The 23,534-nt window shown below is 69.8% G+C and carries 24 protein-coding genes; 8 read left to right on the top strand and 16 right to left on the bottom strand.

What is annotated here, in order from left to right:
• Positions 1-3 precede the first annotated feature (3 nt).
• A complete protein-coding gene (locus AC6CH0_RS16385) occupies positions 4-879 on the bottom strand; it encodes an ABC transporter ATP-binding protein (RefSeq protein ID WP_498102786.1) in 876 nt (291 codons plus the stop codon).
• A gap of 73 nt (positions 880-952) precedes the next feature.
• Entirely contained in the window at positions 953-2,377 is a 1,425-nt protein-coding gene (locus AC6CH0_RS16380) for an amidase (protein WP_498102784.1), read from the bottom strand.
• A gap of 182 nt (positions 2,378-2,559) precedes the next feature.
• On the opposite strand from AC6CH0_RS16380, the gene AC6CH0_RS16375 reads away from it, so the two are divergent.
• On the top strand, positions 2,560-3,183 hold the full coding sequence (locus AC6CH0_RS16375; RefSeq protein WP_498102782.1) for a hypothetical protein: 624 nt from the start codon (positions 2,560-2,562) through the stop codon (positions 3,181-3,183).
• Between the two features lie 31 nt (positions 3,184-3,214).
• Here the strand turns inward: AC6CH0_RS16375 and AC6CH0_RS16370 are convergent, their stop codons facing one another.
• The 5 genes from AC6CH0_RS16370 to AC6CH0_RS16350 all read right to left on the bottom strand — a co-directional run bounded on the left by AC6CH0_RS16370 (position 3,215) and on the right by AC6CH0_RS16350 (position 6,631).
• Complete coding sequence (locus AC6CH0_RS16370) at positions 3,215-3,793, bottom strand: GNAT family N-acetyltransferase (RefSeq protein ID WP_498102780.1); 579 nt, start codon at positions 3,791-3,793, stop codon at positions 3,215-3,217.
• 64 nt (positions 3,794-3,857) lie between these two features.
• The gene (locus AC6CH0_RS16365) at positions 3,858-4,568 is read right to left on the bottom strand and encodes a uracil-DNA glycosylase (protein WP_498102778.1); all 711 of its coding nucleotides are present in this window, start codon (positions 4,566-4,568) and stop codon (positions 3,858-3,860) included.
• On the bottom strand, positions 4,565-5,086 hold the full coding sequence (locus AC6CH0_RS16360; RefSeq protein ID WP_498102776.1) for a phosphoribosyltransferase: 522 nt from the start codon (positions 5,084-5,086) through the stop codon (positions 4,565-4,567). Before AC6CH0_RS16360 ends, AC6CH0_RS16365 begins: the two co-directional genes overlap by 4 nt.
• A 25-nt stretch (positions 5,087-5,111) precedes the next feature.
• Positions 5,112-5,843, bottom strand: coding sequence for a potassium channel family protein (locus AC6CH0_RS16355; RefSeq protein WP_498102774.1), 732 nt, complete (start codon positions 5,841-5,843; stop codon positions 5,112-5,114).
• 2 nt (positions 5,844-5,845) lie between these two features.
• Positions 5,846-6,631 carry an SDR family NAD(P)-dependent oxidoreductase gene (locus AC6CH0_RS16350; protein ID WP_498102772.1) on the bottom strand — a complete coding sequence of 262 codons (786 nt, stop codon included), beginning with the start codon at positions 6,629-6,631 and terminating at the stop codon, positions 5,846-5,848.
• A gap of 48 nt (positions 6,632-6,679) precedes the next feature.
• Here AC6CH0_RS16350 and AC6CH0_RS16345 point away from each other — a divergent pair, with 48 nt between their 5' ends.
• The 6 genes from AC6CH0_RS16345 to AC6CH0_RS16320 all read left to right on the top strand — a co-directional run bounded on the left by AC6CH0_RS16345 (position 6,680) and on the right by AC6CH0_RS16320 (position 13,771).
• Entirely contained in the window at positions 6,680-7,780 is a 1,101-nt protein-coding gene (locus tag AC6CH0_RS16345) for an acyltransferase family protein (RefSeq protein WP_498102770.1), read from the top strand.
• Positions 7,781-7,894: 114 nt separating this feature from the next.
• Positions 7,895-9,217 (top strand): bifunctional o-acetylhomoserine/o-acetylserine sulfhydrylase, encoded by a 1,323-nt coding sequence (locus AC6CH0_RS16340; RefSeq protein ID WP_498102768.1) that lies wholly within the window; start codon positions 7,895-7,897, stop codon positions 9,215-9,217.
• Between the two features lie 155 nt (positions 9,218-9,372).
• Positions 9,373-10,578, top strand: coding sequence for a homoserine O-acetyltransferase MetX (gene metX / locus AC6CH0_RS16335; RefSeq protein ID WP_498102766.1), 1,206 nt, complete (start codon positions 9,373-9,375; stop codon positions 10,576-10,578).
• A 131-nt stretch (positions 10,579-10,709) separates the two neighbouring features.
• Entirely contained in the window at positions 10,710-11,867 is a 1,158-nt protein-coding gene (locus AC6CH0_RS16330) for a sensor histidine kinase (protein WP_498102764.1), read from the top strand.
• Positions 11,864-13,120 (top strand): hypothetical protein, encoded by a 1,257-nt coding sequence (locus AC6CH0_RS16325; RefSeq protein WP_498102762.1) that lies wholly within the window; start codon positions 11,864-11,866, stop codon positions 13,118-13,120. The genes AC6CH0_RS16330 and AC6CH0_RS16325 overlap by 4 nt, the downstream gene beginning before the upstream one ends.
• Positions 13,121-13,771 carry a response regulator gene (locus AC6CH0_RS16320; protein ID WP_498102760.1) on the top strand — a complete coding sequence of 217 codons (651 nt, stop codon included), beginning with the start codon at positions 13,121-13,123 and terminating at the stop codon, positions 13,769-13,771.
• A gap of 51 nt (positions 13,772-13,822) precedes the next feature.
• Here the strand turns inward: AC6CH0_RS16320 and AC6CH0_RS16315 are convergent, their stop codons facing one another.
• From AC6CH0_RS16315 to AC6CH0_RS16300, 4 genes are all read right to left on the bottom strand, one after another.
• Complete coding sequence (locus AC6CH0_RS16315) at positions 13,823-15,106, bottom strand: MFS transporter (RefSeq protein WP_498102758.1); 1,284 nt, start codon at positions 15,104-15,106, stop codon at positions 13,823-13,825.
• Positions 15,107-15,175: 69 nt separating this feature from the next.
• Positions 15,176-15,496 (bottom strand): thiamine-binding protein, encoded by a 321-nt coding sequence (locus AC6CH0_RS16310; protein WP_498102756.1) that lies wholly within the window; start codon positions 15,494-15,496, stop codon positions 15,176-15,178.
• 17 nt (positions 15,497-15,513) lie between these two features.
• Positions 15,514-16,803, bottom strand: a complete 1,290-nt coding sequence (locus AC6CH0_RS16305) for a glycosyltransferase 87 family protein (RefSeq protein ID WP_498102754.1) — start codon at positions 16,801-16,803, stop codon at positions 15,514-15,516.
• Positions 16,804-16,880: 77 nt separating this feature from the next.
• Entirely contained in the window at positions 16,881-17,729 is an 849-nt protein-coding gene (locus AC6CH0_RS16300) for an ADP-dependent NAD(P)H-hydrate dehydratase (RefSeq protein WP_498102752.1), read from the bottom strand.
• 23 nt (positions 17,730-17,752) lie between these two features.
• On the opposite strand from AC6CH0_RS16300, the gene AC6CH0_RS16295 reads away from it, so the two are divergent.
• Positions 17,753-18,391 carry an HAD family hydrolase gene (locus AC6CH0_RS16295; protein WP_498102750.1) on the top strand — a complete coding sequence of 213 codons (639 nt, stop codon included), beginning with the start codon at positions 17,753-17,755 and terminating at the stop codon, positions 18,389-18,391.
• Between the two features lie 13 nt (positions 18,392-18,404).
• Here the strand turns inward: AC6CH0_RS16295 and AC6CH0_RS16290 are convergent, their stop codons facing one another.
• From AC6CH0_RS16290 to guaB1, 5 genes are all read right to left on the bottom strand, one after another.
• The gene (locus AC6CH0_RS16290) at positions 18,405-18,779 is read right to left on the bottom strand and encodes a VOC family protein (RefSeq protein WP_498102748.1); all 375 of its coding nucleotides are present in this window, start codon (positions 18,777-18,779) and stop codon (positions 18,405-18,407) included.
• Positions 18,780-18,867: 88 nt separating this feature from the next.
• Positions 18,868-19,905 carry a hemolysin family protein gene (locus AC6CH0_RS16285; protein ID WP_498102746.1) on the bottom strand — a complete coding sequence of 346 codons (1,038 nt, stop codon included), beginning with the start codon at positions 19,903-19,905 and terminating at the stop codon, positions 18,868-18,870.
• Positions 19,902-21,230, bottom strand: coding sequence for a hemolysin family protein (locus AC6CH0_RS16280; protein ID WP_498102744.1), 1,329 nt, complete (start codon positions 21,228-21,230; stop codon positions 19,902-19,904). The genes AC6CH0_RS16285 and AC6CH0_RS16280 overlap by 4 nt, the downstream gene beginning before the upstream one ends.
• Before the next feature lie 384 nt (positions 21,231-21,614).
• Complete coding sequence (locus tag AC6CH0_RS16275) at positions 21,615-22,016, bottom strand: ArsR/SmtB family transcription factor (RefSeq protein ID WP_498102742.1); 402 nt, start codon at positions 22,014-22,016, stop codon at positions 21,615-21,617.
• A gap of 67 nt (positions 22,017-22,083) precedes the next feature.
• Entirely contained in the window at positions 22,084-23,523 is a 1,440-nt protein-coding gene (gene guaB1 / locus AC6CH0_RS16270; RefSeq protein ID WP_498102740.1) for a GMP reductase, read from the bottom strand.
• Positions 23,524-23,534 lie beyond the last annotated feature (11 nt).

Raw genomic sequence — 23,534 nt, 5'->3', positions numbered from 1 at the left:
GCGCTAGGCGACGGCGAGTCGGTGGTCGGCGCGTTGCCGGGTGTTGTACCGGCCGATGGGGCAGGTCGTGATGCAGCCGCGGTCGTCGACCTCGACGTCGACGCGAATGCCGTAGGCCGAGCTCAGCATGTCGGAGACGAGTACCTCGGCCGGCGTGCCCACGGCGCGGATGCGGCCGGATTCGAGGAGCACGACGCGGTCGGCGACAGCGGCGGCCTGGTCGAGGTCGTGCAGCACGACGCCGATGGTCACGCCGTGTTGGTCGGCGAGTTCGCGGATGAGGTCGAGGAGCTCGACCTGGTAGCGCAGATCGAGGTATGTCGTCGGCTCGTCGAGGAGCAGCACTCCCGTGTCCTGCGCGAGGCAGGACGCGAGCCACACCCGTTGCAGTTGGCCACCGGAGAGACGGTCGACGGGCTGGTCGGCGAATTCCGTGACCCCCGTGAGCTCCATCGCACGGTCGACGATCGCGGCACCGCCGGCGTCACCGGCGATCCAGCGGCCGCGGTGCGGGTGACGCCCGAACTCGACGAGCTCGCGCACGGTGATGCCACCGGGCGTCGGTCGGCTCTGCGCGAGCAGGGTGACCCGGCGCGCGAAGTCGCGCCCGCTCAACGTGGCGGCGTCGACGCCCCGCTCGAGCAGCTCGGACGGCTCGGCGCCGGACTCGCCCTCGCTGATCGTGTGGCCGTCGTCGGCGGCGAGGAGCACGCGACCCGCGTCGGGCTGGTGCAGTCGGGCGAGCGCGCGCAGGAGCGTGGACTTGCCGCTGCCGTTCGGACCGACGAGCGCGGTGACCTTGCCCGGTTCGAGATGGATCTCCGCACCGTGCACGACAGGTGCACCGTTGTAGGAGAGGGTGAGGTCGAGACCGAGCATGCCTCCACTATAGGTGAGGCTTACCTAAGTGCGTCAATTCGTGTCACGAGCCGTCGCCGTCGCGGCCGAGAGCTCACCAGGCCACCGGGTGCTTCCCGGTGCGCCGTACCTGTCGCTCGAGCTGCGCCGCGAGCGCGAAGAGCGTCGCCTCACCGCCGGGGCGACCGATCAGCTGCACACCCATCGGCACACCGCTCTCGGTCTCCGAGATCGGCACCGTGATCGCCGGCAGGCCCGCGACGTTCACGAAGGAGGTGAAGGGCGTGAACTGCACCTGCTGGGCGAAGTTGCGCTCCCCGTCGTGGGGGTCATACCAACCGAGGGGACGAGGCGTGAGCGCGAGCGCCGGCGTGAGCACTGCGTCGAACGACGCGAACCGGCGGATGGTGCGCTCCTCGAAGCCGGTCAGCCAGGCGAGCGCCTCGGCGAGCTGACGCGCGGGCACGGCCCGACCACGCAGCAGCAGCCAGCGGGTCAGCGGTTCGAGCAGCGCCTCGGGTTCGCCGTCGACCGGGATCGTCGCGGCGCCCGCCTGCCAGATCGTGCGGAACGCCTCGGCATAGCCGGGCTCGGGTGCCGGCGCGATCGCCTCGATGCCGTGGCCGAGGCCGTCGAGCAACTCGATGCCGCGCTCGATCGCCGCACGCGCCTCGGGGGCGACGACGATGTCGTAGGCGTCATCCCACGGTGAATCCGTCATCACGCCGAGCTGAAACCGACCCTCGCCGCGAATGGCCGCACCGAGGAACGGTCCGTCATCGCCGGCCGCCCTTAGTGCGAACCGATGCGCAGCGGGGTACCCCGCCGGCGCGATCATTCCGTCGAGGAGGAGCGCTGCGTCGGCGACGGTGCGCGCGATCGGACCGGCGACGCCGAGTCCGGCGAGGCTCGAGATTCCCGACCCGGCGGGCACGCGGCCGCGAGACGGCTTCATACCGACGAGCCCGCATGAGGCGGCGGGAATGCGAATCGATCCGCCGCCGTCGGAGCCGGGTGCGAACGGCAGCATGCCGGATGCCACGGCGGCGGCGGCTCCCCCGCTCGAGCCGCCCGCGCCGAGCGCGAGGTTCCACGGGTTCCTGGTCGGCGGCACGCCGACCCCCTCGGTGTACGACGGCAGGCCGAACTCGGGCGTCTGCGACTTGCCGAGGCTGACCGCGCCTGCGGCGTCGACGGCCCGCACGAGCTCGTCCGAGGCCTCCGGCACGAAGTCGATGAAGGCACGGGAGCCGAATCGGGCCGGCACGCCCGCACGAAGATGCAAGTCCTTGTCGGCGAGCGGGAGCCCCCAGAGCGGCGCCGTCTTCGGCACGCTGGCCGCGACGTGCCGAGCCCGCTCGATCGCCGCGTCCGGTGTCACCGTCGCGAAGGCGCCCACCTCGGGGTCGAGCCGTGCGATGCGGGCCAGATAGTGCTCGGCGAGCTCGACCGGCGAGACATCGCCGCGTTGCAGCAGCTGGTGGAGTTCGAGGGCCGTGTGCTCGTGCAGCGCCGTCATGCTCCGAGCCTACGGCCGCGAGCCGTCGGTCGACGCTATGCCCGTGCAGCGCAATGATCTCCCGAGCCGACGGCCGCTGGCCCCGCCTGCGCCCGGCCGACGCTATGCCCGTGCAGCGCAATGATCCCCCGAGCCGACGGCCGCTGGCCCCGCCTGCGCCCGGCCGACGCTATCGTGGGGCCATGATCAGCGCTGCGCTCGCGAGGCATCCGCTGGCGTGGGGCGCTGGGTGGGCCGCTGCGCTCGGCGCCGTCATCGTGCTCGCCGCGGTCCTCGACTGGCCCGTCTGGGCCTGGTCGCTCCTCGTCGTCCTGCTCGTCGCGCCGAGCCTCGCGGCGACCATCGCAGTACTGCGTGCGACACCTCGCGACCATCTCGCCCACCGCAGCTCGGTATTCGGGCACTTCTTCTCGCGCTACCTGACGCTCGTGCTCGCCTTCGTCGCCTGGTCGGGTTCAGTCGTCCTGGGTGCCGCGATCTCGACCTCGATCCAACTCGCGGCCGAGGGCAAGGAGGACGAACTCACCGGCATCGGCTTCGACGTGCTCGCAGCACTCACCCCGGTGGCGGCCGGAGTGCTGTGGGCCGCGCTCATCGTGCGCTGCTCCTGGTTCCTCGCCCGATTGCGCGGGTGGTCCGAGGCGCCGACGACGAGCGAGGTGCCGCAGTCGATGCTCGTGAACCGCCCGCGACTCCGCCGGATCACCATCGGGCTCGCCCACCCCGGCCTGCTGCTCGCCACCGGCTTGGTGTCGGCCTTCCTCGCGATGTTCGCCGCCGAGGTCGAGTTCGGCATCGTCAGCTGAGGAGGGCCCGCCGGCTTCGCGGCTCGGCACGCTACTTCAGCGACTTCTGCAGCAGCACCGTGCCGAGCCAGCGCTCGAACTTGAAGCCGACCCGCCCCATGCGCCCGATCTCCTCGAAGCCGAACTTCTCGTGCAGCGCGATCGACGCCTCAGCGCCCTGGTCGGCGATGACCGCGATCATCTCTTTCAGTCCCGCGGCCTTCGCCCGCTCGATCAGCTCCGCGAGCAGCACCCGACCGAGCCCCTTGCCGGATGCCGCGGGGCCGAGGTAGATCGAGTTCTCGACCGTGAAGCGATAGGCGCGCTTCTGCTTCCACGGCGAGACGAGCGCATAGCCGAGCAACTGCCCGCTCGGCGACTCGGCCACGATGAACGGCATGCCGAGCTTGGCCAGGTAGGCGAATTTCGCCTTCCACTCCTTCAACGTCATGGCATCTTCGTCGAAGGTGACGGTCGAATTGGCGACGTAGTAGTTGTAGATCTCGCGGACCGCGGGCAGGTCGGCTGCGCGCGCGTCGCGGAGCGAGTACTCGAATGGCGCCTCGGACGGCGCTGCCGGGCGAAGGTGGGGCGGCAGCACGCGTCGCGTCTGGTATTCCTCTTCGAGCATGCCGCCAGAATACCCGCGGCAGATTGCCGACGGGTTACGCCGCGGAACGCTCGGCCCGTCGGGTTCAGGCCGGCAGGGTCCAGTCGATCGGCGCAGCGCCCTGCGCGTCGAGCAGGGCGTTCGCTCGACTGAAGGGCTTCGAACCGAAGAACCCGCGCGACGCCGAAAGGGGGCTCGGGTGCGCCGATTCGATGACCGGCGTCGCACCGAGCAGCGGCTTGAGGTTCTGCGCGTCACGCCCCCACAGGATCGCCACGAGCGGTGCGCCTCGCGCGACGAGCGTGCGGATCGCGTGATCGGTGACCGCTTCCCAGCCCTTGCCGCGGTGCGATGCCGGAGCGCCCGGCTGCACCGTGAGCACCCGGTTCAGGAGCATCACGCCATTCGTGCTCCACCGCGTGAGATCGCCGTGCGGCGGCGGCACCACTCCGAGGTCGTCCGCGAGCTCGCGGTAGATGTTCGCAAGGCTGCGCGGCACCGGCCGCACGTGCGGATCGACCGCGAACGAGAGGCCGATCGGATGCCCCGGCGTGGGGTACGGGTCTTGACCGACGATGAGCACCCGCACGTCGTCGAGCGGCGCAGCGAACGCACGCAGCACACGGTCTCCGTCCGGCAGGTAGCCGCGACCGGCGGCCGTCTCGTCGCGCAGGAACTCGCCGAGCTCGGCGATCTTCGGTGCGACGGGGGCGAGTGCGGCGGTCCATGCGGCATCGAGCAGTCCAGCGGCTGCGAGCTCGTCGAGCGACTTCGCCGTCTCCGGGGCGGAGGTCACGCCACCCCGGCGAGATCGACGGGCGGGAGAGCCGACCACGGGAAGACGATCCAGTCGTCGGTGCGGCGGTAATCGAAGTCGGGTGCGAGCACGGTGTGCGATTTCGTGTAGAGCGTCGCCGTGCGCACGTCGGCGCCCTCGGCGCTCAGGAGCGCGAGCACCTTCGCGAGTGTGCGGCCGGAGTCGGACACGTCGTCGACGAGCAGCACGCGCTTGCCGCCGAGCGCCGGGGCATCGAGCATCGGCGGATGCAGCACCGGCTCGGGCAGTCGCTCGTCGATGCCGGTGTAGAACTCCACGTTGATCGAGCCGCACGCCTTCGTGCCGAGCGCGTACGAGATCGCCCCCGCGAGCAGGAGGCCGCCGCGGGCGATCGCGATCACGACGTCGGGGCGGAACCCCGACCCCAGCACGTCGCTCGCGAGCGATCGTGCCGCGTCGCCGAACTGCTCCCAGGTGAGGATCTCGCGGCGGATTCCGTCGACACCGCTTGCGGCGTCATTCGCATCGAACGTCATTCCCCAAGGGTAGCCGCGCGGTTCGTCAGACGCGGCCGTCGGGCGGCGGCTCCTCACCATGTTCGACACCGGAGTGCCCGTGGCGCACCTGCCCGATGCGCTCGTTGATGAGCGAGATGATCGTGGCCGACGCGGTGCCGACGATCGCGACGCCGCCCGCCATGAGCAGCACGGCGTAGAGGCGGCCGAGCCCGGTGACCGGGTACATGTCGCCGTAGCCGACCGTCGCGATCGTGACGAATGCCCACCAGATCGAGTCGCCGAAGGTGGTGATGGTCGCTCCGGGTGCATCGCGTTCGGCGTGCAACGTCGCAAGCGAGATGAAGTACACGAAGAAGGCGGCGTAACTGGCGGCATAGGTGACGAGGCGTGCACGCACCGCGGCACCGCTATGGCGCCGGAAATAGGGCACCTGGTGGAGGAGTCCGAGCACCCGGAATGCACGGAACAGTGGAACCACGGCCGAGAGCACGTCGGCGAAGTGCAGGCGGACGAACTGCCACCGGCCGCCGCGGGGCGTGAGCACGATGCGCACGACGACATCGACGCCGAAGGCGATCCACGTCGCGATGAGCACGACCGCGATGAGCGCGCCGACCCAGCCCGGCGCCTCGGGCAGCAGCACCAGTACGGAGTACGCGGCGATGAACGCGAGCCCGAGCACCACGAGCGGCACGGTTGTCAGGGCCTCCCAGCGGTCCCGCTTCGGCGCCGCCGGAGTGCGCTCGGAGGTCTCGACGAACGAGGTGTCGACCATGGTCAGTCGCCTTCGCCGCGAACGGTGAGCGGCCCCTTCGTGAGCCGGTACGGCGCCGCCTGCGCGACGGGCTTGACGACGATCAGGTCGAGGTCCACATGCCGTGGCTTCTGCACGGCGTCGGTGATGACCGCGGCGATGTCGGCCGCCACGAGCGGCTCGGGCACATCGTCGTAGACGGCATCGGCTCTCGCCCGGTCACCCCCGAAGCGCACGAGCGCGAACTCATCGGTCTTCACCATCCCGGGCGCCACCTCGATCACCCGCAGCGGTTCGCCGTTCAGCTCGAGCCGCAGCACCTCGGTGAGGGCGTGCGCGGCGAACTTGGCGGCGTTGTACCCGCCGCCGCCGACGTAGGCGGTGTGCCCGGCGATCGACGTGACGTTCACGATGTCGGCGACACCACGTGCCACGGCGCCCTTCCGGAGCAGTGGCAGCAGTGCGGTCGTCACGCGCTTCAGCGCGAGCACGTTGACCTCGAACATCCACGCCCAATCGTCGATGTCGGAGGCCTCGACCGAGTCGAGCCCCTTGGCTCCGCCGGCGTTGTTGACGAGCGCGTGCACCGGGCCGGTCTCGGCGAGGTGCTCGCGCAGACGATCGACGTCGGCCTGCTTCGTGAGGTCGGCAACGACGACGGATGCCCCGGTCTCGGCCGCGAGCGCCTGCAGGCGATCCTCGCGGCGGGCGACTCCCACGACGTCCCATCCGGCGGCCCGAAACGCTCGCACGGTCGCCTCGCCGATGCCGGAACTCGCGCCGGTCACGACCACTCGCAGCTTGCTCATGCGCCCATTCTGCCGTGCCGGGTGCCGCGCGTGCGGTTGAATGGACTGATGCAGACGAGGCCGCAGGCCACCCCGAGCAAGCGCAGACGTGTTCCCCTGTGGGACAACGCCAGGTGGATCGCGATCACCCTCGTCGTCATCGGCCACGGAATCCTGCCGCTCATCGGCGAGTCGGATTCGGCGTACAGCGTCTACCTGTTCATCTATTCGTTCCACGTCGCCGTGTTCGTCACCGTGAGCGGGTACTTCGCGAAGTCCGGCCCGCCGAACGCCCGCAGCATCCGCCAGACCCTCACCGACATCGTCTTCCCCTTCTTCATCTTCGAGACGATCTGGACCGTCATCCGGTGGATCCTCGGCGGCGAGTTCGCCCTCGACTTCACGACTGCGTCGTGGACGCTGTGGTTCCTCATCGCCCTCGCGGTGTGGCGCATCGTGCTGCCCTACCTCGTGATGCTGCGATACCCCTTGCTCATCGCGATCGCGATCTCGATCGGGGCGGGGTACACCGAGACGATCGACTCCACGCTCGCGCTGTCCCGCACCCTCGGCATGCTGCCCTTCTTCGTCTTCGGCTGGAAGCTGCGGCAGTGGCAGCTCACCGGCCGCTGGCTCGAGTTCGGCGCTGCCGTCGCGTGGCGGTGGCGCGCCGGCGCCATCCTGCTCTTCGGCACGACCCTCGCGGTCATGCCCGCCGCGATCGAGACGTGGCGCGACCTGAAGCTGCGCCGGTTCATGCTCTACGACGAGTCGTACGAGGCGATCGGGTACGACGAGCCGTGGTCGGGAGCCATCCGGCTCGGCCTCCTGCTGTTCGCGATGCTGCTCGCCGTCGCGTTCCTCGTGCTCATGCCCCGAGGCGCGCACTGGTTCACGCCGTTCGGCACCGCCACGATGTACATCTACCTGCTGCACACCTTCGTGCTCTTCCCGTTCCGGGAGACCGAGCTGCTCGCCGGAGACCAGCCGTTCTGGGTGCTGCCCGCGATGATGGTCTTCTGCGTCGCGATCTCGATCGTGCTGTCGCTGAAACCCGTGCGCCGGGCGTTCCGGCCGCTCGTCGAGCCGAAGGCGCGATGGCTGTTCCGGCCGGAGCCGTCGACCGCGACGGGCACGATCGTGCTGCCGTCCGACGGCGAACTGAAATAGCGGATGCCTCGAGCGTGACGCCGTGTTGCGGCATCCATTGCCCCCTCTTCGGTGCCCGCATAGCGTGGCTCGAAAGCCACGGCGCACCATGCGCGATTTCCTGAGGAGACTTCCATGAGCGACACCGCCGACTGGCGTTTCGAGACCAAGCAGGTGCACTCGGGTGCAGCGCCCGACCCCGTGACCAACGCGCGCGCGACGCCGATCTACCAGACCACGTCGTACGTGTTCAACAACGCCGAGCACGCGCAGAATCTCTTCGCGCTCGCGGAGTTCGGCAACATCTACACGCGCATCCAGAACCCGACGCAGGCCGTGGTCGAAGAGCGCCTCGCGGCGCTCGAGGGCGGCAGCGGCGCACTGCTCGTGGCGTCGGGCCAGTCGGCGTCGACCTTCGCAGTGCTGAACATCGCCGAGGCAGGCGACCACATCGTGTCGTCCTCGTCGATCTACGGCGGCACCTACAACCTCTTCAAGTACACGCTCGCCAAGCTCGGCATCGAGACGACCTTCGTCGAGAACCAGGACGACCCCGACGAGTGGCGCCGCGCGGTGCGTCCCAACACGAAGCTCTTCTTCGCCGAGACGATCGGCAACCCGAAGATCAACATCCTCGACATCCGCACGGTGTCCGATGTCGCGCACGAATCGGGCGTGCCCCTCGTCGTCGACAACACGATCGCCACCCCCTACCTGATCCGCCCGTTCGAGCACGGCGCCGACATCATCGTGCACTCGGCCACGAAGTTCCTCGGCGGCCACGGCACCGTGATCGGCGGTGTGATCGTCGACGGCGGAACGTTCGAGTGGTCGAAGAACGTCGAGCGGTTCCCGGGCCTCACCGAGCCCGACCCCTCGTACCACGGCGCGAGCTACACGGCAGCGGTCGGCGACAGCCTCGCCTACATCATCAAGGCGCGTGTGCAGTTGCTGCGCGACCTCGGTGCGGCGATCGCGCCGGCGAGCGCGTGGCAGCTCATCCAGGGCATCGAGACCCTGTCGCTGCGCATCGAGCGCCACGTGCAGAACGCGCAGGAGATCGCGGAGTGGCTCGACACCCACCCCGACGTCGCGAGCGTGAACTACTCGGGCCTGCCGTCGAGCCCGTGGTACGCCGCGGCCAACACGTACGCGCCGAAGGGCGTCGGAGCCGTGCTCTCCTTCGAGCTGAAGGGCGGCGTCGATGCCGGTCGTGCGCTCGTCGACAGCCTCTCGCTGTTCAGCCACCTCGCGAACATCGGCGACGTGCGCTCGCTCGTCATCCACCCGGCGTCGACGACGCACTCGCAGCTCACTCCCGAGCAGCAGCTGACGACCGGCGTGACGCCGGGTCTCGTGCGCCTGTCGGTCGGCATCGAGAACATCGACGATCTGAAAGCCGACCTCGAGGCGGGCTTCGCGGCGGCGCGCGCCGCAACGGAGGCTGCACGGGTCTGAGCTCCTGCTTGTCGCCTCGGCGGATGCCGCGAGCCCACCCGGGCCCGCGGCATCCGCCGTTCGCATCGCCGGCGTCGGCGTCGGCGTCGGCGTTCGCACCTTGGTTGCGCCGTAACAAAGCGCGGCGAGCCGACCGGATTCGGGAGAATCGAAGCATGGACTGGCAGACGACGGCTGACGCGGTGCCCGCGAGCATCGTCACCGAGGCGCGGGCGGCATCGCTCGCCGGTCGTGCCCCGGCAACCGGTGCGTGGCGCGAGGGCGACCCCGTCGGCGACCGCCGCTTCGTCGGCATCGGCGACGTGGCGTTGGAATCGGGCCGGACCCTTCCCGCCGCCCGCATCGCCTACGAGCAGTGGGGCACGCTGTCGCCGGCACGCGACAACGCGATCCTCGTGCTCCACGCGTTGACCGGCGACAGCCACGTGATCGGTCCGGCCGGTGCAGCGCATCCGAGCGCCGGCTGGTGGCCCGGCATCGTCGGCCCCGGCCGCGCGATCGACACCGATCGGTGGTTCGTCGTCGCCCCGAACGTGCTCGGCGGGTGTCAGGGATCCACGGGGCCGGCGTCACTCGCCCCCGACCGGAGCGAGTGGGGCATCCGATTCCCGTTCCTCACGATCCGCGATCAGGTGCGAGCGCAGATCGCGTTCGCGCGCGAACTCGGCATCGACCGCTTCGCCGCCGTGGTCGGTGGATCGATGGGTGCGATGCACGTGCTCGAGTGGGCGATCATGGCGCCCGATGCGGTCGAGCGCATCGCCGTGCTCGCAGCACCGGCAACGACCACCGCCGACCAGATCGCGCTCAACTCGGTGCAGATCGAGGCGATCCGCGCCGATCCGGCCTTTCGAGGTGGCGAGTTCTACGACGCCCCCGACGGCGATGGGCCGACCCGCGGGCTGGCGCTCGCCCGGCGCATGGCGATGCTCAACTACCGCACCGCGGCCGAGCTCAACCAGCGCTTCGAGCGCAGTTGGCAGTCCGATCTCGATCCCCTGGGCAGCGACGGGCGGTTCGCCGTCGAGTCCTACCTCGACTTCCACGGCAACAAGTTCACCCGTCGCTTCGATGCGAACAGCTACATCGTGCTCACCCAGGCGATGAACTCGCACGACGTCGGCAGAGGCCGGGGCGGCGCCCGGGCCGCACTGGCTGGAGTCGAGGCTCGAAGTCTCGTGCTCGGCATCGACAGCGACCGGTACTTCCCGTTGACCGGCCAGGCGGAGATCGCGGCCGGACTGCCCCACAGCGTGCATGGCCCCGCACCGGTGCTCGTCACGTCCGAGTACGGCCACGACGCGTTCCTCATCGAAGACGACGCGGTCGGCGCCGCGCTCACCGGTCTCCTCGCGGCCTGACCCGTGCCGGGGCGGTCGCGGTCCGTCCGGGCCGTGACACCAGGTCGTTCCCCCGTTCCCTGGCGCGATTCCGCTACTCTTCGAGAGTGACGATGGCCGTGTCCGCGGCTCCGTCCGCATCAGGGGGTGACATGAAGCGCATCCACAAGGAACGCGATCGCCTGCTGCGCCAGCTCACCCGGGTGACCGGTCTCAGCGGCACGATCGGCGCCCTCGCCTGCCTCCTCGTTCCGGGCGCCACGACCGGGTTCGAGCTCGCATCGGCCGCCCTCCTCAGCCTCGGCGCCGGCGTCGGCATCGCCCTCCACGCGATACGGGGCGCCGTCGCGCCGGCCATCGCCGCAGTGGCGTGCTCGATCGCGCTCATCATGCTGCTCGGCACGGGACCCGTGATCGATCCCGTCACGATCGCGGCGATGGCGATCACCGCGTCGATCACCGCCTCATCGGTCGCGGTCACCCTCATCGTGCGCTCCGACGGCCCCTTCCTCGTGCTCGGCCTGGTCGCAGCGACCCTGATCGCGATCGGTCTGGTCGCCGTCACCGGTCACGAGATGCAGGTCGTGGCCATCGGCGCGCTCATGGGTTGGGCCGCGAACGCAGCGATCGGCATCTGGCTCGATCGAGCGATCGCGATGGCCTCCGACCGCATCGCAGAGGTCGGTCGGGCACATGAGGCCGAACGGATGGCGAGCGAGCTCGAGACGCAGCAGCGACAAGACGCCCGCGTGCTCCACGACACGGTGCTGGCCACCCTCAGCCTGCTCGCCCACTCCGGTGTCGGCGTCAGCGCTGGGGCGCTGCGCCAACAGGCCGGTGACGATGCACGGCTGCTCAAGCAGCTCCGCCTCGGCGCACCGCTCGACCGCGGGTCGAACGCGGTGTTCTCGCCGGAGTCCGACGACGACACGCTCGGCCTCACCTTCGAGTCGGTGCGGCAGCGCTTCGCGCGCATGGGCCTCGACGTGAACTGGCACGGCGCCGGCCGCCTCGCCCTGCCTCGCGACACCCTCGATGCGCTGCTCGGTGCGCTCGGCGAGTGCCTCGAGAATGTGCGCCGGCATTCCGGCGTCACCCAAGCGGATGTCACGGTGAGCGACGACGATCGCACGGTGCGCGCGATGGTCACCGACGCCGGCACCGGCTTCGAGCCCGACGCGGTCGACGGGGCGCGTCTCGGCTATTCCGAGTCGGTCGTCGGACGGCTGAACACCGTCGGCGGGCGCGCCCGGGTCTTCTCCTCCCCCGGTTCCGGCACGACGGTGATGCTCGAGGTGCCGAAGCCATGAGCGAGCCGCAGGTCGCGGTCTCCGGGCGTCACTTCCGGCGGCCGAGTCGATCAGCTCGGGCCGCGGGCGACGTGCGCGAGAGCCACGGCGGCCGCCGTCTCGCGGTCGGCATCACGATCGCATCCGGCCTCGTGATCGCCGGACACCTCGCACATGCCCTGACGCTCGCTCCGCTCTTCCCTCCAGGGCCGGGACCGTGGACCGCGTGGCTCGCGCTCCTCGCCGTCGTCGGCATCGGCGTCGTCTCCCGTATGGTCTCGCGCAGTACCCCGCTGCCTGGCTGGCTCTACCTGGTGCTGCTCGTCGGTCTCGCGGTCCCCGTCGGGCTCGACGTGGCCGCGACGCAGGGCCTGCTCCACCTCGGCGTGACTCCGACGGCGGCGGCAGCAGCAGGGGCGGTGCTGATGCCGGTCGCGGCGATCAAGGGCACCCGCATCCCCGTGCTCGTCGCCGGCGCGATCGGCATCGTGATGGCCGTGGCGGCACTCGTCCAGCTCCAATCAGCCGGGCACCACACCGTGACCGGGCTCGTCGTCGCGGCATCGGCCGTGCTTCCCGTCATCGTCGCCGTGCTCGCGATCGACGGGTTCCGGCGTCTCGTACGCCGGGAACTCGACCTCTCGCTCGTGCAGAGCACGGTTGCGACACCGCGCACCGCCGTGGGCATGCGTGCCTCGGAAGAGCTCGCGCAGCTCGACTTCGACGCGGAGTCGCTGCTCGACGACGTCGGCTCCGGACGCATCGCCATTCCCCTGCCGTCCGAGCCCGCCGAACGCGCGGGCAGGATCGCGGCCCGACTCCGCGTGCGGTTGATCGAGGGCCGGAACGACACCTGGCTCCGGCATGCGGTCACCGAGTCCGCCTACCTCAGCAATCGGGTCACCGTCGACGATCCCGCTGGGCTGGCGGGCCTGCTCGACCAATCGCAGCGCGACGGCCTGCTCCTCGCACTGTGGTTCCTGGTGGGCGAGCAGTCGAAGGGCACTGCCGAGCTCGCGGCGCAGGTCACCTGCCGCGAACCGGCCGATGCCTCCGCCCCCGAGACGCCCGACCTGCTGCTCTCGATCGAGGTGCGAGGTCTGGCTCGTCGCCGCGTCGACCCCGCAACCTGGGATGTACTCGATAGTGTCGGTACACACGAGGTCGAAGCGGCGTCCGATACCTTTCGCATCGACATCGACTGCCGGGTCGACCCGAATGTCTCGGCTGGTGTACCGGTCGTCCGCAGGGCGGCCCATCCGAGGGGAAGCTGAATGGCCGACACTGCTCCACCGATCCGCCTGGCGATCGTCGACGATCACCGCATGCTCCTCGGGGCCCTCTCGGAGTGGATTCGCACCGCGGCTCCTGACATCGAGCTCATCGCCGCGGTGCCGTCGTGGTCCGAACTGCTCGCCCACCCCGACTTCCCCGTCGACGTCGTGCTGCTCGACCTCGACCTGCGCGACAACATCCCGATCTCGCTCAAGCTGTCGATGCTGAAGTCGGCCGAGGTGCAGACGATGCTCATGAGCACCTATTCAGAGCCCGCGGTCGTGCGCGAAGCACTCGGTTCGGGCGCGCTCGGCTATCTGGTGAAGTCCGAGCCGGTCGAGACCATCATCGAGGCGATCCGCGCAGCACGCATCGGGGAGTCCTATCTCACGCCCGAGCTCGAGGTCGCCCTCAGCGAAGAGGGCACCGCGCCGAAGCTCTCAGCGCAGGAACGGCGGGTGATGGCGCTCTACGGCGCCGGCCAGCCCGTCAAGGCTGTGGCCTTCCAGCTCGGCATCTCCGAAGAGACGGCGAAGAGCTACCTCAAGCGCATCCGTGAGAAGTACCGGGCGTCGGGGTACGACGTCGGCACCAAGGTGGCGCTGCGCAAGCGCGCGATCCTCGACGGCATCCTCCTGCAGTCCGACTGAGGCCGGTGAGGAGACGGATGCCGCGGCACCCGTCTCCCCACCGGCCGCGGATCAGGCGTCGACGGGCTCGACGGCCCGGATCGCGCCCGTTGCATAGGGCACCACGACGCCGCGACGGTGTCGGGCCCGATCGAGGGCGAACGACGTCACCGCGAGTGCCGCCCCTGCGAGCGTGAGCAGGAGCCCGATCCAGATCGGGGCGACGTAGCCGAGACCGCCCGCGATCGCGATGCCGCCGAGCAGGGCGCCGAGGCTGTTGCCGATGTTCAGCGCCGAGTGGTTCAGTGCGGCGGCGATCGATTGGCTGTCGCGTGCGACGTCCATGAGCCGCGCCTGGATCGTCGGCGAGAGTGCCGCTGAGGCCCCGCCCACGAGCATCACGCCCGCGAACAGACCGATCGGGTTCGACGCGGTGAAGCCCAGCAGCACGAGCGCGCCGGCGAGAATGGCGAAGAACAGGTACATCGACCGTCGCACGCTCCAGTCGGCGAGGCGTCCGCCGGCGATGTTGCCGATCGTCATGCCGATGCCGAATGCGATGAGCACGACGGGCACGAACGCTTCGGGCAGGCCCGTGACGTCGGTGGCGAGTGGAGCGACGTAGCTGTACACGGCGAAGAGGCCGCCGAAGCCGATCGCGCCGATGCCGAGTGCGAACCACACTTGACTCCGGGTGAACGCACGCAGTTCTCGCTTCATCGTGGCGTGCGGATCACCGGCCTGCCACGGAACGGCGACGAGCACGGCGACGAAGGTGAGCGCGAAGATCGCCGCGACGGCGAGGTAGGCGATGCGCCATCCCGCGGCCTGACCGAGCCAGGTGATCGCCGGCACCCCGACCACGTTGGCGATCGTGAGGCCCGAGAGTACGAGCGCGACGCCGCGCGCGCGTTTGCCGGGACCCATGAGGCTCGCCGCCACGAGCGACGCGATTCCGAAGTACGCCCCGTGCGGCAGCGCGGCGACGAACCGCGCGACGAGCACGAGTTCGAACGTGGGCAGCACGGCAGAAGCGATGGTGCCCACGGTGAAGGCGGTGAGCAGGGCGAGCAGCAGTCGCTTCCTCGGCCAGCGCGCCGCGGCGGCGGCGATGGTCGGCGCTCCGACGACGACACCGAGGGCGTACGCCGAGATGACCCAGCCCGCGTTCGCGTTCGCCTCGGCCGAGGAGCGCGCATAGAGCTCGGGCAGGAGGTCGTGGGCGATGTTCGGCAGCAGGCCCATGGCGACGAACTCGGTCGAGCCGATGCCGAAGCCGCCGAGTGCGAGCGCGAGGAGCGCGAAACGAATACGGGCCGGCGACAACGTCGTCGGCCCGTCGGATGAGTGGGTCACCCGACGATTCTCGCACAGATCGAATCGATTCGATGGCGCGGTTCCGCGGCCGGCCGGACTGGACGGGGACTACGCGACGCCGTTGCCGGCTTCGTCGATCGCGGTCTCGAGTCGCTCGATCTTCGCATCGAGCTCACCGGAGTAGCCCGGTCGGATGTCGGCTTTCAGCACGAGCGACACCCTCGACCCGTATTCGCCGACGGCCTCCGTGGCACGGCGGACGACGTCGAAGACCTCGTCCCATTCACCCTCGAGTTCGGTGAACATCGACGTCGTGCGGTTCGGGAGCCCCGACTCCCGCACGACCTGCACGGCCGCCGCAACAGCGTCGTGCACGGACCCGTCGGCGCGGCCCGTGCCGCTCGGCGCAACTGAGAATGCCACCAGCATGTTCGACTCCTTCGCGATCACTCGTTCGATTCCATTGTGCCGCGCACCGCGTCGACGATGTGCGGCGTCGGATGCGCTGCACCGAGCCGCCAGAGCACGTGGATGGCCCACGCGAGCAGCACCACGAGCAGCACGGCCTTCGCGGTCAGCAGGAAGACGAACGCCGGATTCGCGACGAGGAGCCAGCCGTACCAGTACGGGTAGATGATGTGCGTAAACAGCGCGATCACCGCGGCGAGGAGCGCGGGCACGGCGAAGCGCCCTGGGCGCAGTGCCAGCCCGAGGATCACCGGCGCGGCGAGCCACGTCACGAACTGGGGAGAACCGACCTTGTTCGCGAGCATGAGCACGACGACGAAGCTCAGCGCCAAGGGCGGCAGGACCCGGCCGAACACCGCGCCACGGCGCATTGCCCGGATGCCGACGAGCGCGACGACGAGCACGCCGATCGCCATGACGGGTGTCGTGACCGCGGCCGCGACATCCGCCCCCGGTCCCTGGATCTGGAAGGTGAGGATGTCGCGGTCGTAGACGATGCTCACGGAGCCCGACCCCGCGACGATCTGCCAGAGCCAGACGACCGCGATCGGCGCCTCGATCTGCAGCCCGCGTCCGGCCTGCTCGGCGATGAACCCGATGGCGTTCGTGCCCGCCCCGGCGAGCAGGCTCGCCCCGAGGATGCCCGCGCTCAGCGAGACGACCACAGTGACGATCTCGAGTCGTCGGCGCGCCGAGATGATGAGCGCGGCGACGAGCGCGGCCGGCCACACCTTCACCCAGGTCGCGATCGTGAGCAGCACCGCCGCGACCCGCGGCCTGCCCGCCGACCAGAGCAGGCCGAGCACGGCCAGTGGCACCGTGATCGCGTCGATGCGTCCGAATGCGATCGGTCCGAGCAGCGCGAGGAAGCCGAGCCACCACCACGCCGCGAGTCGACGTGGACGCGACAGCCGGGCGCGGCCGATGAGCACCCCGAAGGCGATCGCGTTCAGCACGGTCACGAGCGCGAGCCACGCCTGCGCGTAGAGGGTCGAGCCGAGGGCGAGGGCGGCGGCCATCGGAGCGAAGGCGAGGATCGGATACACCCACGGCACGTCGATCCCCATGCGCACCCACCCGTGCGCGGCGTTCTCGGCCCAGACCCGGTAGACGCCCGTGACGTCACCGAGCGGATAGCCGGGTGCCGCGAGATTCAGGCAGATCAGCGCGAGGTGCACCATCGCGAAGCCGGACCAGAGCGCGGCGCGAGAGCCGAGCCGGCGGCGGAAGGGGTGAGCGGATGCCTCCTGCCCAGCCTCGCCCGTCATGGCGACGAGCCTAGCCGAGCATCACATTCCGCCACGCTCCGGTGCACGTCGGTGGCATCGTCGCTCGCCGCCGCCCTTCAGCGCGAAAGCAGCGCGCCGATCACCCGGGGAACCGCGCCGGCGATGTCGAGCGCCGTCACCGGGCCGCCGGCGACGTCGGTGCTCGCGAGGCGCGCCGCTTCGCCGTGCACCCACGCCGCGGTCGCCGCGAGCGAGGTGAGCGCCTCGGCATCGGTGGCGAGGCGCTCATGGTGGGTCGCGACGAGCGCGCCGAGGATACCGCCGAGCACGTCTCCGGTACCGGCGGACGCCAGCCAGTGCGTCGGCGCGGTGATCGTGTAGCGGTCGCCGTCGGGGTCGCAGACATGCGTGACGGCGCCCTTCAGGAGTACCGCGACGCCGAGTTCGCGGGCGGCGCGCTGCGCCCACCCGGCAGGATCATCACGCACCTGGGCGATGCTCGTGTCGATCTCGCGCGAGGCCAGCAGCGCGGCGAGCTCTCGCGTGTGCGGCGTGATGACCGTGGGTGCCGAATGGGTGCCGACGAGGTCGAGCGCACCGGCATCGAGCACGACGGGCAGTCGTGAGGCGAGCGCGCCCTGCAGGTCGCCGAGCAGCATGAACGAGCGCCGACCGGCGTCGATGCCCGAGCCGATGAGCCAGGCCTGCACTCGACCGGGCGACGTCACGGTCTCGGGCCGGCGAGCGAGCACGGCCGTGCGCACCGCGCGAGGGCCGGTGTAGCGCACCATGCCGAGGCCGGCTCGGTGCGCGGCTTCGACGGCGAGCACCGCGGCGCCCGGGTACTCGGGTGAGCCGGCGACGATGCCGAGCACGCCGCGCGAGTACTTGTCGTCGTCGGCGTTCGGTGCGACGACCCATTCCACCGCGTCGTCGGCGGTCCATTCCTGCCACGGCCTGTTCATGGTCCCACGATAGGTTGGCGGGGATGCCTCCGACAGCTCCCGCACCGATCAGTCTCGCTCCGCGTGTCGTCGTCTTCGACTACGGAGAGGTCATCTCCCGCGAGCCGAGCGCCGGCGACCGCGCGTTGCTCGTCGCTCGAGCCGGCATGGCCGAGCGCTCCGCGTCCTTCTGGGAGGCGTACTGGGCGCACCGGCACGGCCTCGACCGCGGCACGATCTCGATCGCCGAGTACTGGCAGGCCGTCGCTACGGACCTCGGTGCGGAGTGGAACGCCATCGACGTGCACGAGCTGTGGGCGATCGACCACCGGAGCTGGCTCTCGGTCGACCCCGGCACACTCGGCGTGCTGCACGCGCTTGCAGCAGGAGGCACCCGACTCGCCCTGCTCTCGAACGCGGGCGCCGACTTCTCGGGCTGGTTGCGCCACGGCTCGTTCGCGCCGCTCTTCGAGCGCGTGTTCGTCAGCGCCGAGCTCGATCTGGTGAAGCCCGACGCGGCGATCTACGAGCACGTCATCGGTGAGCTCGGCATCGCGGCATCCGACTTCGTGTTCATCGACAACAAGTCCGAGAACGTCGAGGGCGCGGAGGCGGTCGGCGGCAGCGGGCACGTCTTCACGGACGCCGCGACGCTCGAGTCCTGGCTACGGTCGCTGACCTAGCCCCGGAGTCCGGCTACCGCCGTTGCCCGAGGGCGATGATGTTGCCTTCGCTGTCATCGAACCAGGCGGTGCGCATGCCGTCTTCTTCGACGACGCCGTTCTCGGTCGTGACACCGGGCAGGTCGTACTCGTTGAAGACGACGCCTCGCTCGCGAAGCACCGCCATGTCACGATCGAGGTCATCGGTGTCGATGCCGAGGGCCGTGTTCTGCGCGGTCCCGGCGAACTGCGTCTCGTAGACCAGCACCGGCGTTCCGCCGACTCGAAGCATCACTCCCCCGGTCGAATCCTCGACCGGGTCGAGATCGAAGACCTCCTTCCACCAGCGCTTGGCGCGCTCGAGGTCGGCTGCCGGCAGCACGGCGTACCCTTCAGCGGATTCGAACATGATGAACCCTCATTTCTCGCTCGAAGCGAGCCTACGCCCGGGCACGAAGCGCGGGCAGCCCCCAATACGGGCGCCGCCCGCGCCGAGATCACCGTCGACGAGTGGCGTCCTGCACCTCGCCGACGAGCTCCTCGATGATGTCCTCGAGGAAGATCACGCCAGTCGTGGCGCCGTCTTCGTCGAACGCCCGCGCGACATGCGTGCCGAGGCGTCGCATCGTGGCGAGCGCGTCTTCGAGGTCGGTGCCCGCATAGATCGAGACCAGGCGCCGCACGCGCTTCGCCGGGATCGGATCGTCGAACTCGTCCTCATCGAGATCGATGACGTCTTTCAGGTGGACGTAGCCGTCGGGCTCGCCCGCCGGGTCGAGGATCGGGTATCGCGAGAATCCGCGACGAGCGACGGCGCGCTCGACATCGGTCGGCGTGGCCGCGGGCGGCAGGCTGACGAGCGCATCGAGGGGCACCGCGACATCCTGCACCCGCTTGGTCGTGAACTCGAACGCGGCCGTCAACGTGCCGCTCGCGTCGTGGAGCACGCCCTCGCGGCGCGACTGGTTCACGATCGTCTGCACCTCTTCGAGCGTGAACGTCGAGGTCGCCTCGTTCTTGGGCTCGACGCCGAACAGCCGCAGCACGCCGTTGGCGATGGCGTTCAGCGCGACGATGATCGGCCGGAAGATGCGTGCGAGGAACACGAGCGGCGGCGCGAGCAGCAGCACGGCACGGTCGGGAATCGAGAACGAGAGGTTCTTCGGCACCATCTCGCCGAAGACGACGTGCAGGTAGGAGACGAGCACGAGCGTCACGATGAACGCGATCGTGGACACCACTTCGGCGGACCAGCCGGTCAAGTGCAGCGGCACCTCGAGCAGGTGGTGGATCGCAGGTTCCGACACGTTCAGGATCAGCAGCGAGCAGATCGTGATGCCGAGCTGGCTCATGGCGAGCATGAGCGTGGCGTGCTCCATCGCCCAGAGCGCGGTCTTGGCGCGGCGGCTGCCCTGTTCAGCGAGCGGCTCGATCTGCGAGCGTCGCGCCGAGATGACGGCGAACTCCGCCCCGACGAAGAAGGCGTTGGCGATCAGCAGCACGACCAGCCACGCGATCCCGGCCCAGTCGCTCATCGTTGCCCCCCTGCCGACTCATCGGTTCCGGGTGATGGATTCGGAACGAATCGCACCCGATCGATGCGCCGTCCGTCGAGACGTTGCACGACGAGCGTGCCGTCGTCGATCAGCACTTCGTCGCCGGCGACGGGCAATCGACCGAGTTCGGCCATGACGAATCCGCCCACGGTCTCGTAGTCTCCGTTCTCGGGCACGCGGATGCCGGTGCGCTCGAGCAGTTCGTCGGGTCGGAGGATGCCGGGGAAGCTCACGTCGTCACCGCGTCGCACGATGCCGGCACGCGTGCGGTCGTGCTCGTCGGCGACCTCGCCGACGAGCTCTTCGACGAGGTCTTCGAGCGTCGCGACGCCGGCGGTTCCGCCGTATTCGTCGACGACGACCGCCATCTGGTAGCCGCGTCCGCGGAGTTCGCCGAGCAGGGTGTCGAGCTTCATCGTCTCGGGAACGCGCAGCGCCTCGGTCTGCAGCGCCGAGGTCGGCACGTCGCCGCGCTTCTCGCGCGGAACGGCGACGGCCTGCTTGACATGCACGAGGCCGACGACGTCGTCGAGATTCTCGTCGTAGACGGGGAAGCGGGAATAGCCCGTCGTACGAGCGAGCTCGAGCACCGCCTCTGCCGGCTGCAGTCGCTGCACGGCGGCGACGGCGGGCCGAGGCGTCATGACATCGGATGCGTCGTGGTCGGCGAATCGGAGGGTGCGACCGAGCAGGGTCGCAGTGTCCTGCTCGAGCAGGCCGGCGCTCGCCGATCGGCGCACGAGGGAGGAGAGTTCCTCCGCGGTCCGGGCACCGGAGAGCTCTTCCTTCGGTTCGATGCCGAAGGAACGGAGGATGCCGTTGGCGCTGCCGTTCAGCAGCGCGATCGCGGGCCGGAACACCCAGGTGAACGCCGTCTGGAACGGAATGACGATGACGGCGGTCTGCCGCGGCAGCGCGAGCGCGAAGTTCTTCGGCACGAGTTCACCGATCACCATCGAGAGCAGGGTGGCGACGACGACGGCCGTGATCGTGCCGACCGGGCGCACGAGCGCCTCGGGGATGCCGAGTGCGGTGAGCGGCGCCGCGAGGAGCGACGAGATCGCCGGTTCCATCGTGTAGCCGGTGAGGAGCGTGGTCAGCGTGATGCCGAGTTGCGCGCTCGAGAGGTGCGTGGACGTGATCTTCAGCGCGGCGATCGTGAGGCCGAGCCTCGTCTCACCTCGCGCACGTCGTGCCTCCAGGTCGGCCCGGTCGAGATTGACGAGGGCGAACTCACTGGCGACGAACAAGCCCGTGCCGATCGTGAGAAGGAGTCCGATGCCGAGGAGTATCCACTCAGACATCGCCACCTCCCCGAGCAGTCACGGGCGAGGGTCTATGGCCTGGCGTCGACGCAGAAGGGGGATCGTCCATTGTGCCTTCAGTATATCGACGCGCCACGCGCGATCCCCGCGCCGTAACCCGGGCGACACATTCGCCCTCCTCTTCAGCGCTGATCTCGCCGACGACGGCCGCAACGCGAAGCACCAGGCGTGCCCCGTCGCTCGCGATGTTCCCCGTTCTCCGACCGGTGGCATTCGTCCTCGCAGCTCATGTGAATCCTGCCTCATGTGAGGCAGAGCTCACATGAGGTGGAGAGACGATGAGTTCGATCTCGGCGCGCAGAATCGAACTGCAGATCAGCAGGATCGAGGCTGCCGGACGGTTCGAAGCCGCTGTCGCACGTGCTACAGGCTCGACGGCCACTCGCGACGACGGTTCGCAGCTTCGCGCCATCGATGCCGCCGCCTCAGAGTGCGCGGAGGGTCGACGATCGGCGCCCGGTCCAGGGCACTGCCATATCGGTGGTCCCAGAGTTCGAACAGTTCCCCGACCGCGTCATCGAGTCGAGACAGGAAGTCTGCGTCCAGCATGTACCGCCGAGAGCGCGGTTCGGCCGGATCGACTTCGGACTTGACGACACCCTCTGCTCGCAACGCTGACAAGTGGTGGGAGACCGCGGTGCGGGAGACGCCAGCCTCGTTCGTGACAAGTTCGCCGAGCTCGCCCGTCGAGTGATCGCCGACGGCGAGTACCTCGATGATGCGACGCCGAATCGGTTGAGCGACGATCTCGAAGGGGTGCGCCATGGCACGGAAGCGTATTGGACTCCAGCACCGGGTGCGCCGGGTCATCCACAGCCGCCGGGCGGAGGCGTCACCAGCTGACCGGGAGCGCCTTGCCCTCCTCGTAGCCGGCGGCCGACTGGATTCCGACGCGGGCGCGGTCTCGGAACTCCGCGAGGGTGCGGGCACCGGCGTAGGTGAACGAGCTGCGCACGCCGGAGGTGATCATGTCGAGCAGGTCTTCGATCGAGGGTCGAAGCGGGTCGAGGTAGATCGACGACGACGAGATGCCTTCGGCGAAGAGCTCCTTGCGGGCGAGTTCGTACGGCGAGAGCCGGTCGAAGCGCTCGCGCACGGCCTTCGTCGACGCCATTCCCCAACTCTCCTTGTAGAGGCGGCCGGATGCATCGCGCCGCAGCGTTCCCGGCGCCTCGATGGTGCCCGCGAACCACGAACCGATCATCACCGACGCGGCGCCGGCGGCGAGTGCGAGCGCGACGTCTCGCGGGTAGCGCACCCCGCCGTCGGCCCAGACGGTCGCGCCCAGTTCCCGCGCGGCCTCCGCCGTCTCGAGCACGGCGGAGAACTGCGGCCGGCCGACCGCCGTCATCATTCGCGTGGTGCACATGGCGCCCGGACCGACGCCGACCTTCAGCACGTCGGCGCCGGCCTCGACGAGGTCGGCCACCGCATCGGCGGTGACGATGTTGCCGGCGACGATCGGCACGTCGAGGCCGAGGTCGCGCACGATCGACACGGCACGGATCATGCCCTCCTGGTGCCCGTGCGCGGTATCGATCACGAGCATGTCGACCCCGGCCGAGACCAGCGCAGCGGCCTTGGCCGCGACATCGCCGTTGATGCCGACCGCCGCGGCCACCCGAAGCCGGCCGTCCGCGTCGACGTTCGGCTCGTAGATGGTGCCGCGCAGGGCGCTCCGCCTGCTCAGGGTGCCGACCACCCGACCGTGCTCCAGCACAGGGGCGAAGTCGAGGCCGGCCTCGACCATGAGGTCAAAGGCACGACGCGGCGTCGAGACGTCGTCGGCATCGAGCGACGCGAGGCCGCCGTGCACGAGGTCGCCGAGGCGGGCGTCGGGCAGCGCCGTCGCGAGGCGGTCGGCCGTGATGCACCCGACGTACCCCCCGCGAGCGTCGTGCAGCACGATGCCGTGACCGGCGACCGGAGGAAGTACGGCGAGCGCATCGGCCGCCGTGGCGTCGGGGCTGAAGTCGTGCGGCGTGTCGAACCGTGGCGATTGCGCCTTCACCGAGCGGATCGCCTCGTCGAGGTCTTGCAGGTGCAGGTCTTGCGGCAACACGCCGAGACCGCCGCGACGCGCGAGCGTCGCCGCGAGCCGCGGGCCGGTGATCGAGTTCATATTCGCCGACACGATCGGCACGGACGCCCCTGACCCGTCGTCGGGTGCGAGGGACACGTCGAGGCGGCTCGTCACGCCCGATCGACTCGGCACGAGGAACACGTCGGAGTAGGTGAGGTCGTTGCTGGGTGTCGTCCGGTAGAACTCCATGTCCGCCACGC

The sequence above is a fragment of the Agromyces sp. GQ35 genome (assembly GCF_059758475.1).
The sequence above is the reverse complement of the archived record's forward strand: the minus strand, read 5'-3'. Positions and strand labels throughout refer to the sequence as shown.

Bases quoted from the DNA above. Each gene is read 5' to 3' on its own strand.
- AC6CH0_RS16385 (WP_498102786.1), bottom strand. From the start codon at position 879: ATGCTCGGTCTCGACCTCACCCTCTCCTACAACGGTGCACCTGTCGTG.
- AC6CH0_RS16380 (WP_498102784.1), bottom strand. From the start codon at position 2,377: ATGACGGCGCTGCACGAGCACACGGCCCTCGAACTCCACCAGCTGCTG.
- AC6CH0_RS16375 (WP_498102782.1), top strand. From the start codon at position 2,560: ATGATCAGCGCTGCGCTCGCGAGGCATCCGCTGGCGTGGGGCGCTGGG.
- AC6CH0_RS16370 (WP_498102780.1), bottom strand. From the start codon at position 3,793: ATGCTCGAAGAGGAATACCAGACGCGACGCGTGCTGCCGCCCCACCTT.
- AC6CH0_RS16360 (WP_498102776.1), bottom strand. From the start codon at position 5,086: ATGACGTTCGATGCGAATGACGCCGCAAGCGGTGTCGACGGAATCCGC.
- AC6CH0_RS16355 (WP_498102774.1), bottom strand. From the start codon at position 5,843: ATGGTCGACACCTCGTTCGTCGAGACCTCCGAGCGCACTCCGGCGGCG.
- AC6CH0_RS16350 (WP_498102772.1), bottom strand. From the start codon at position 6,631: ATGAGCAAGCTGCGAGTGGTCGTGACCGGCGCGAGTTCCGGCATCGGC.
- AC6CH0_RS16345 (WP_498102770.1), top strand. From the start codon at position 6,680: ATGCAGACGAGGCCGCAGGCCACCCCGAGCAAGCGCAGACGTGTTCCC.
- AC6CH0_RS16340 (WP_498102768.1), top strand. From the start codon at position 7,895: ATGAGCGACACCGCCGACTGGCGTTTCGAGACCAAGCAGGTGCACTCG.
- metX (WP_498102766.1), top strand. From the start codon at position 9,373: ATGGACTGGCAGACGACGGCTGACGCGGTGCCCGCGAGCATCGTCACC.
- AC6CH0_RS16330 (WP_498102764.1), top strand. From the start codon at position 10,710: ATGAAGCGCATCCACAAGGAACGCGATCGCCTGCTGCGCCAGCTCACC.
- AC6CH0_RS16325 (WP_498102762.1), top strand. From the start codon at position 11,864: ATGAGCGAGCCGCAGGTCGCGGTCTCCGGGCGTCACTTCCGGCGGCCG.
- AC6CH0_RS16320 (WP_498102760.1), top strand. From the start codon at position 13,121: ATGGCCGACACTGCTCCACCGATCCGCCTGGCGATCGTCGACGATCAC.
- AC6CH0_RS16310 (WP_498102756.1), bottom strand. From the start codon at position 15,496: ATGCTGGTGGCATTCTCAGTTGCGCCGAGCGGCACGGGCCGCGCCGAC.
- AC6CH0_RS16305 (WP_498102754.1), bottom strand. From the start codon at position 16,803: ATGACGGGCGAGGCTGGGCAGGAGGCATCCGCTCACCCCTTCCGCCGC.
- AC6CH0_RS16300 (WP_498102752.1), bottom strand. From the start codon at position 17,729: ATGAACAGGCCGTGGCAGGAATGGACCGCCGACGACGCGGTGGAATGG.
- AC6CH0_RS16295 (WP_498102750.1), top strand. From the start codon at position 17,753: ATGCCTCCGACAGCTCCCGCACCGATCAGTCTCGCTCCGCGTGTCGTC.
- AC6CH0_RS16290 (WP_498102748.1), bottom strand. From the start codon at position 18,779: ATGTTCGAATCCGCTGAAGGGTACGCCGTGCTGCCGGCAGCCGACCTC.
- AC6CH0_RS16285 (WP_498102746.1), bottom strand. From the start codon at position 19,905: ATGAGCGACTGGGCCGGGATCGCGTGGCTGGTCGTGCTGCTGATCGCC.
- AC6CH0_RS16280 (WP_498102744.1), bottom strand. From the start codon at position 21,230: ATGTCTGAGTGGATACTCCTCGGCATCGGACTCCTTCTCACGATCGGC.
- AC6CH0_RS16275 (WP_498102742.1), bottom strand. From the start codon at position 22,016: ATGGCGCACCCCTTCGAGATCGTCGCTCAACCGATTCGGCGTCGCATC.
- guaB1 (WP_498102740.1), bottom strand. From the start codon at position 23,523: ATGGAGTTCTACCGGACGACACCCAGCAACGACCTCACCTACTCCGAC.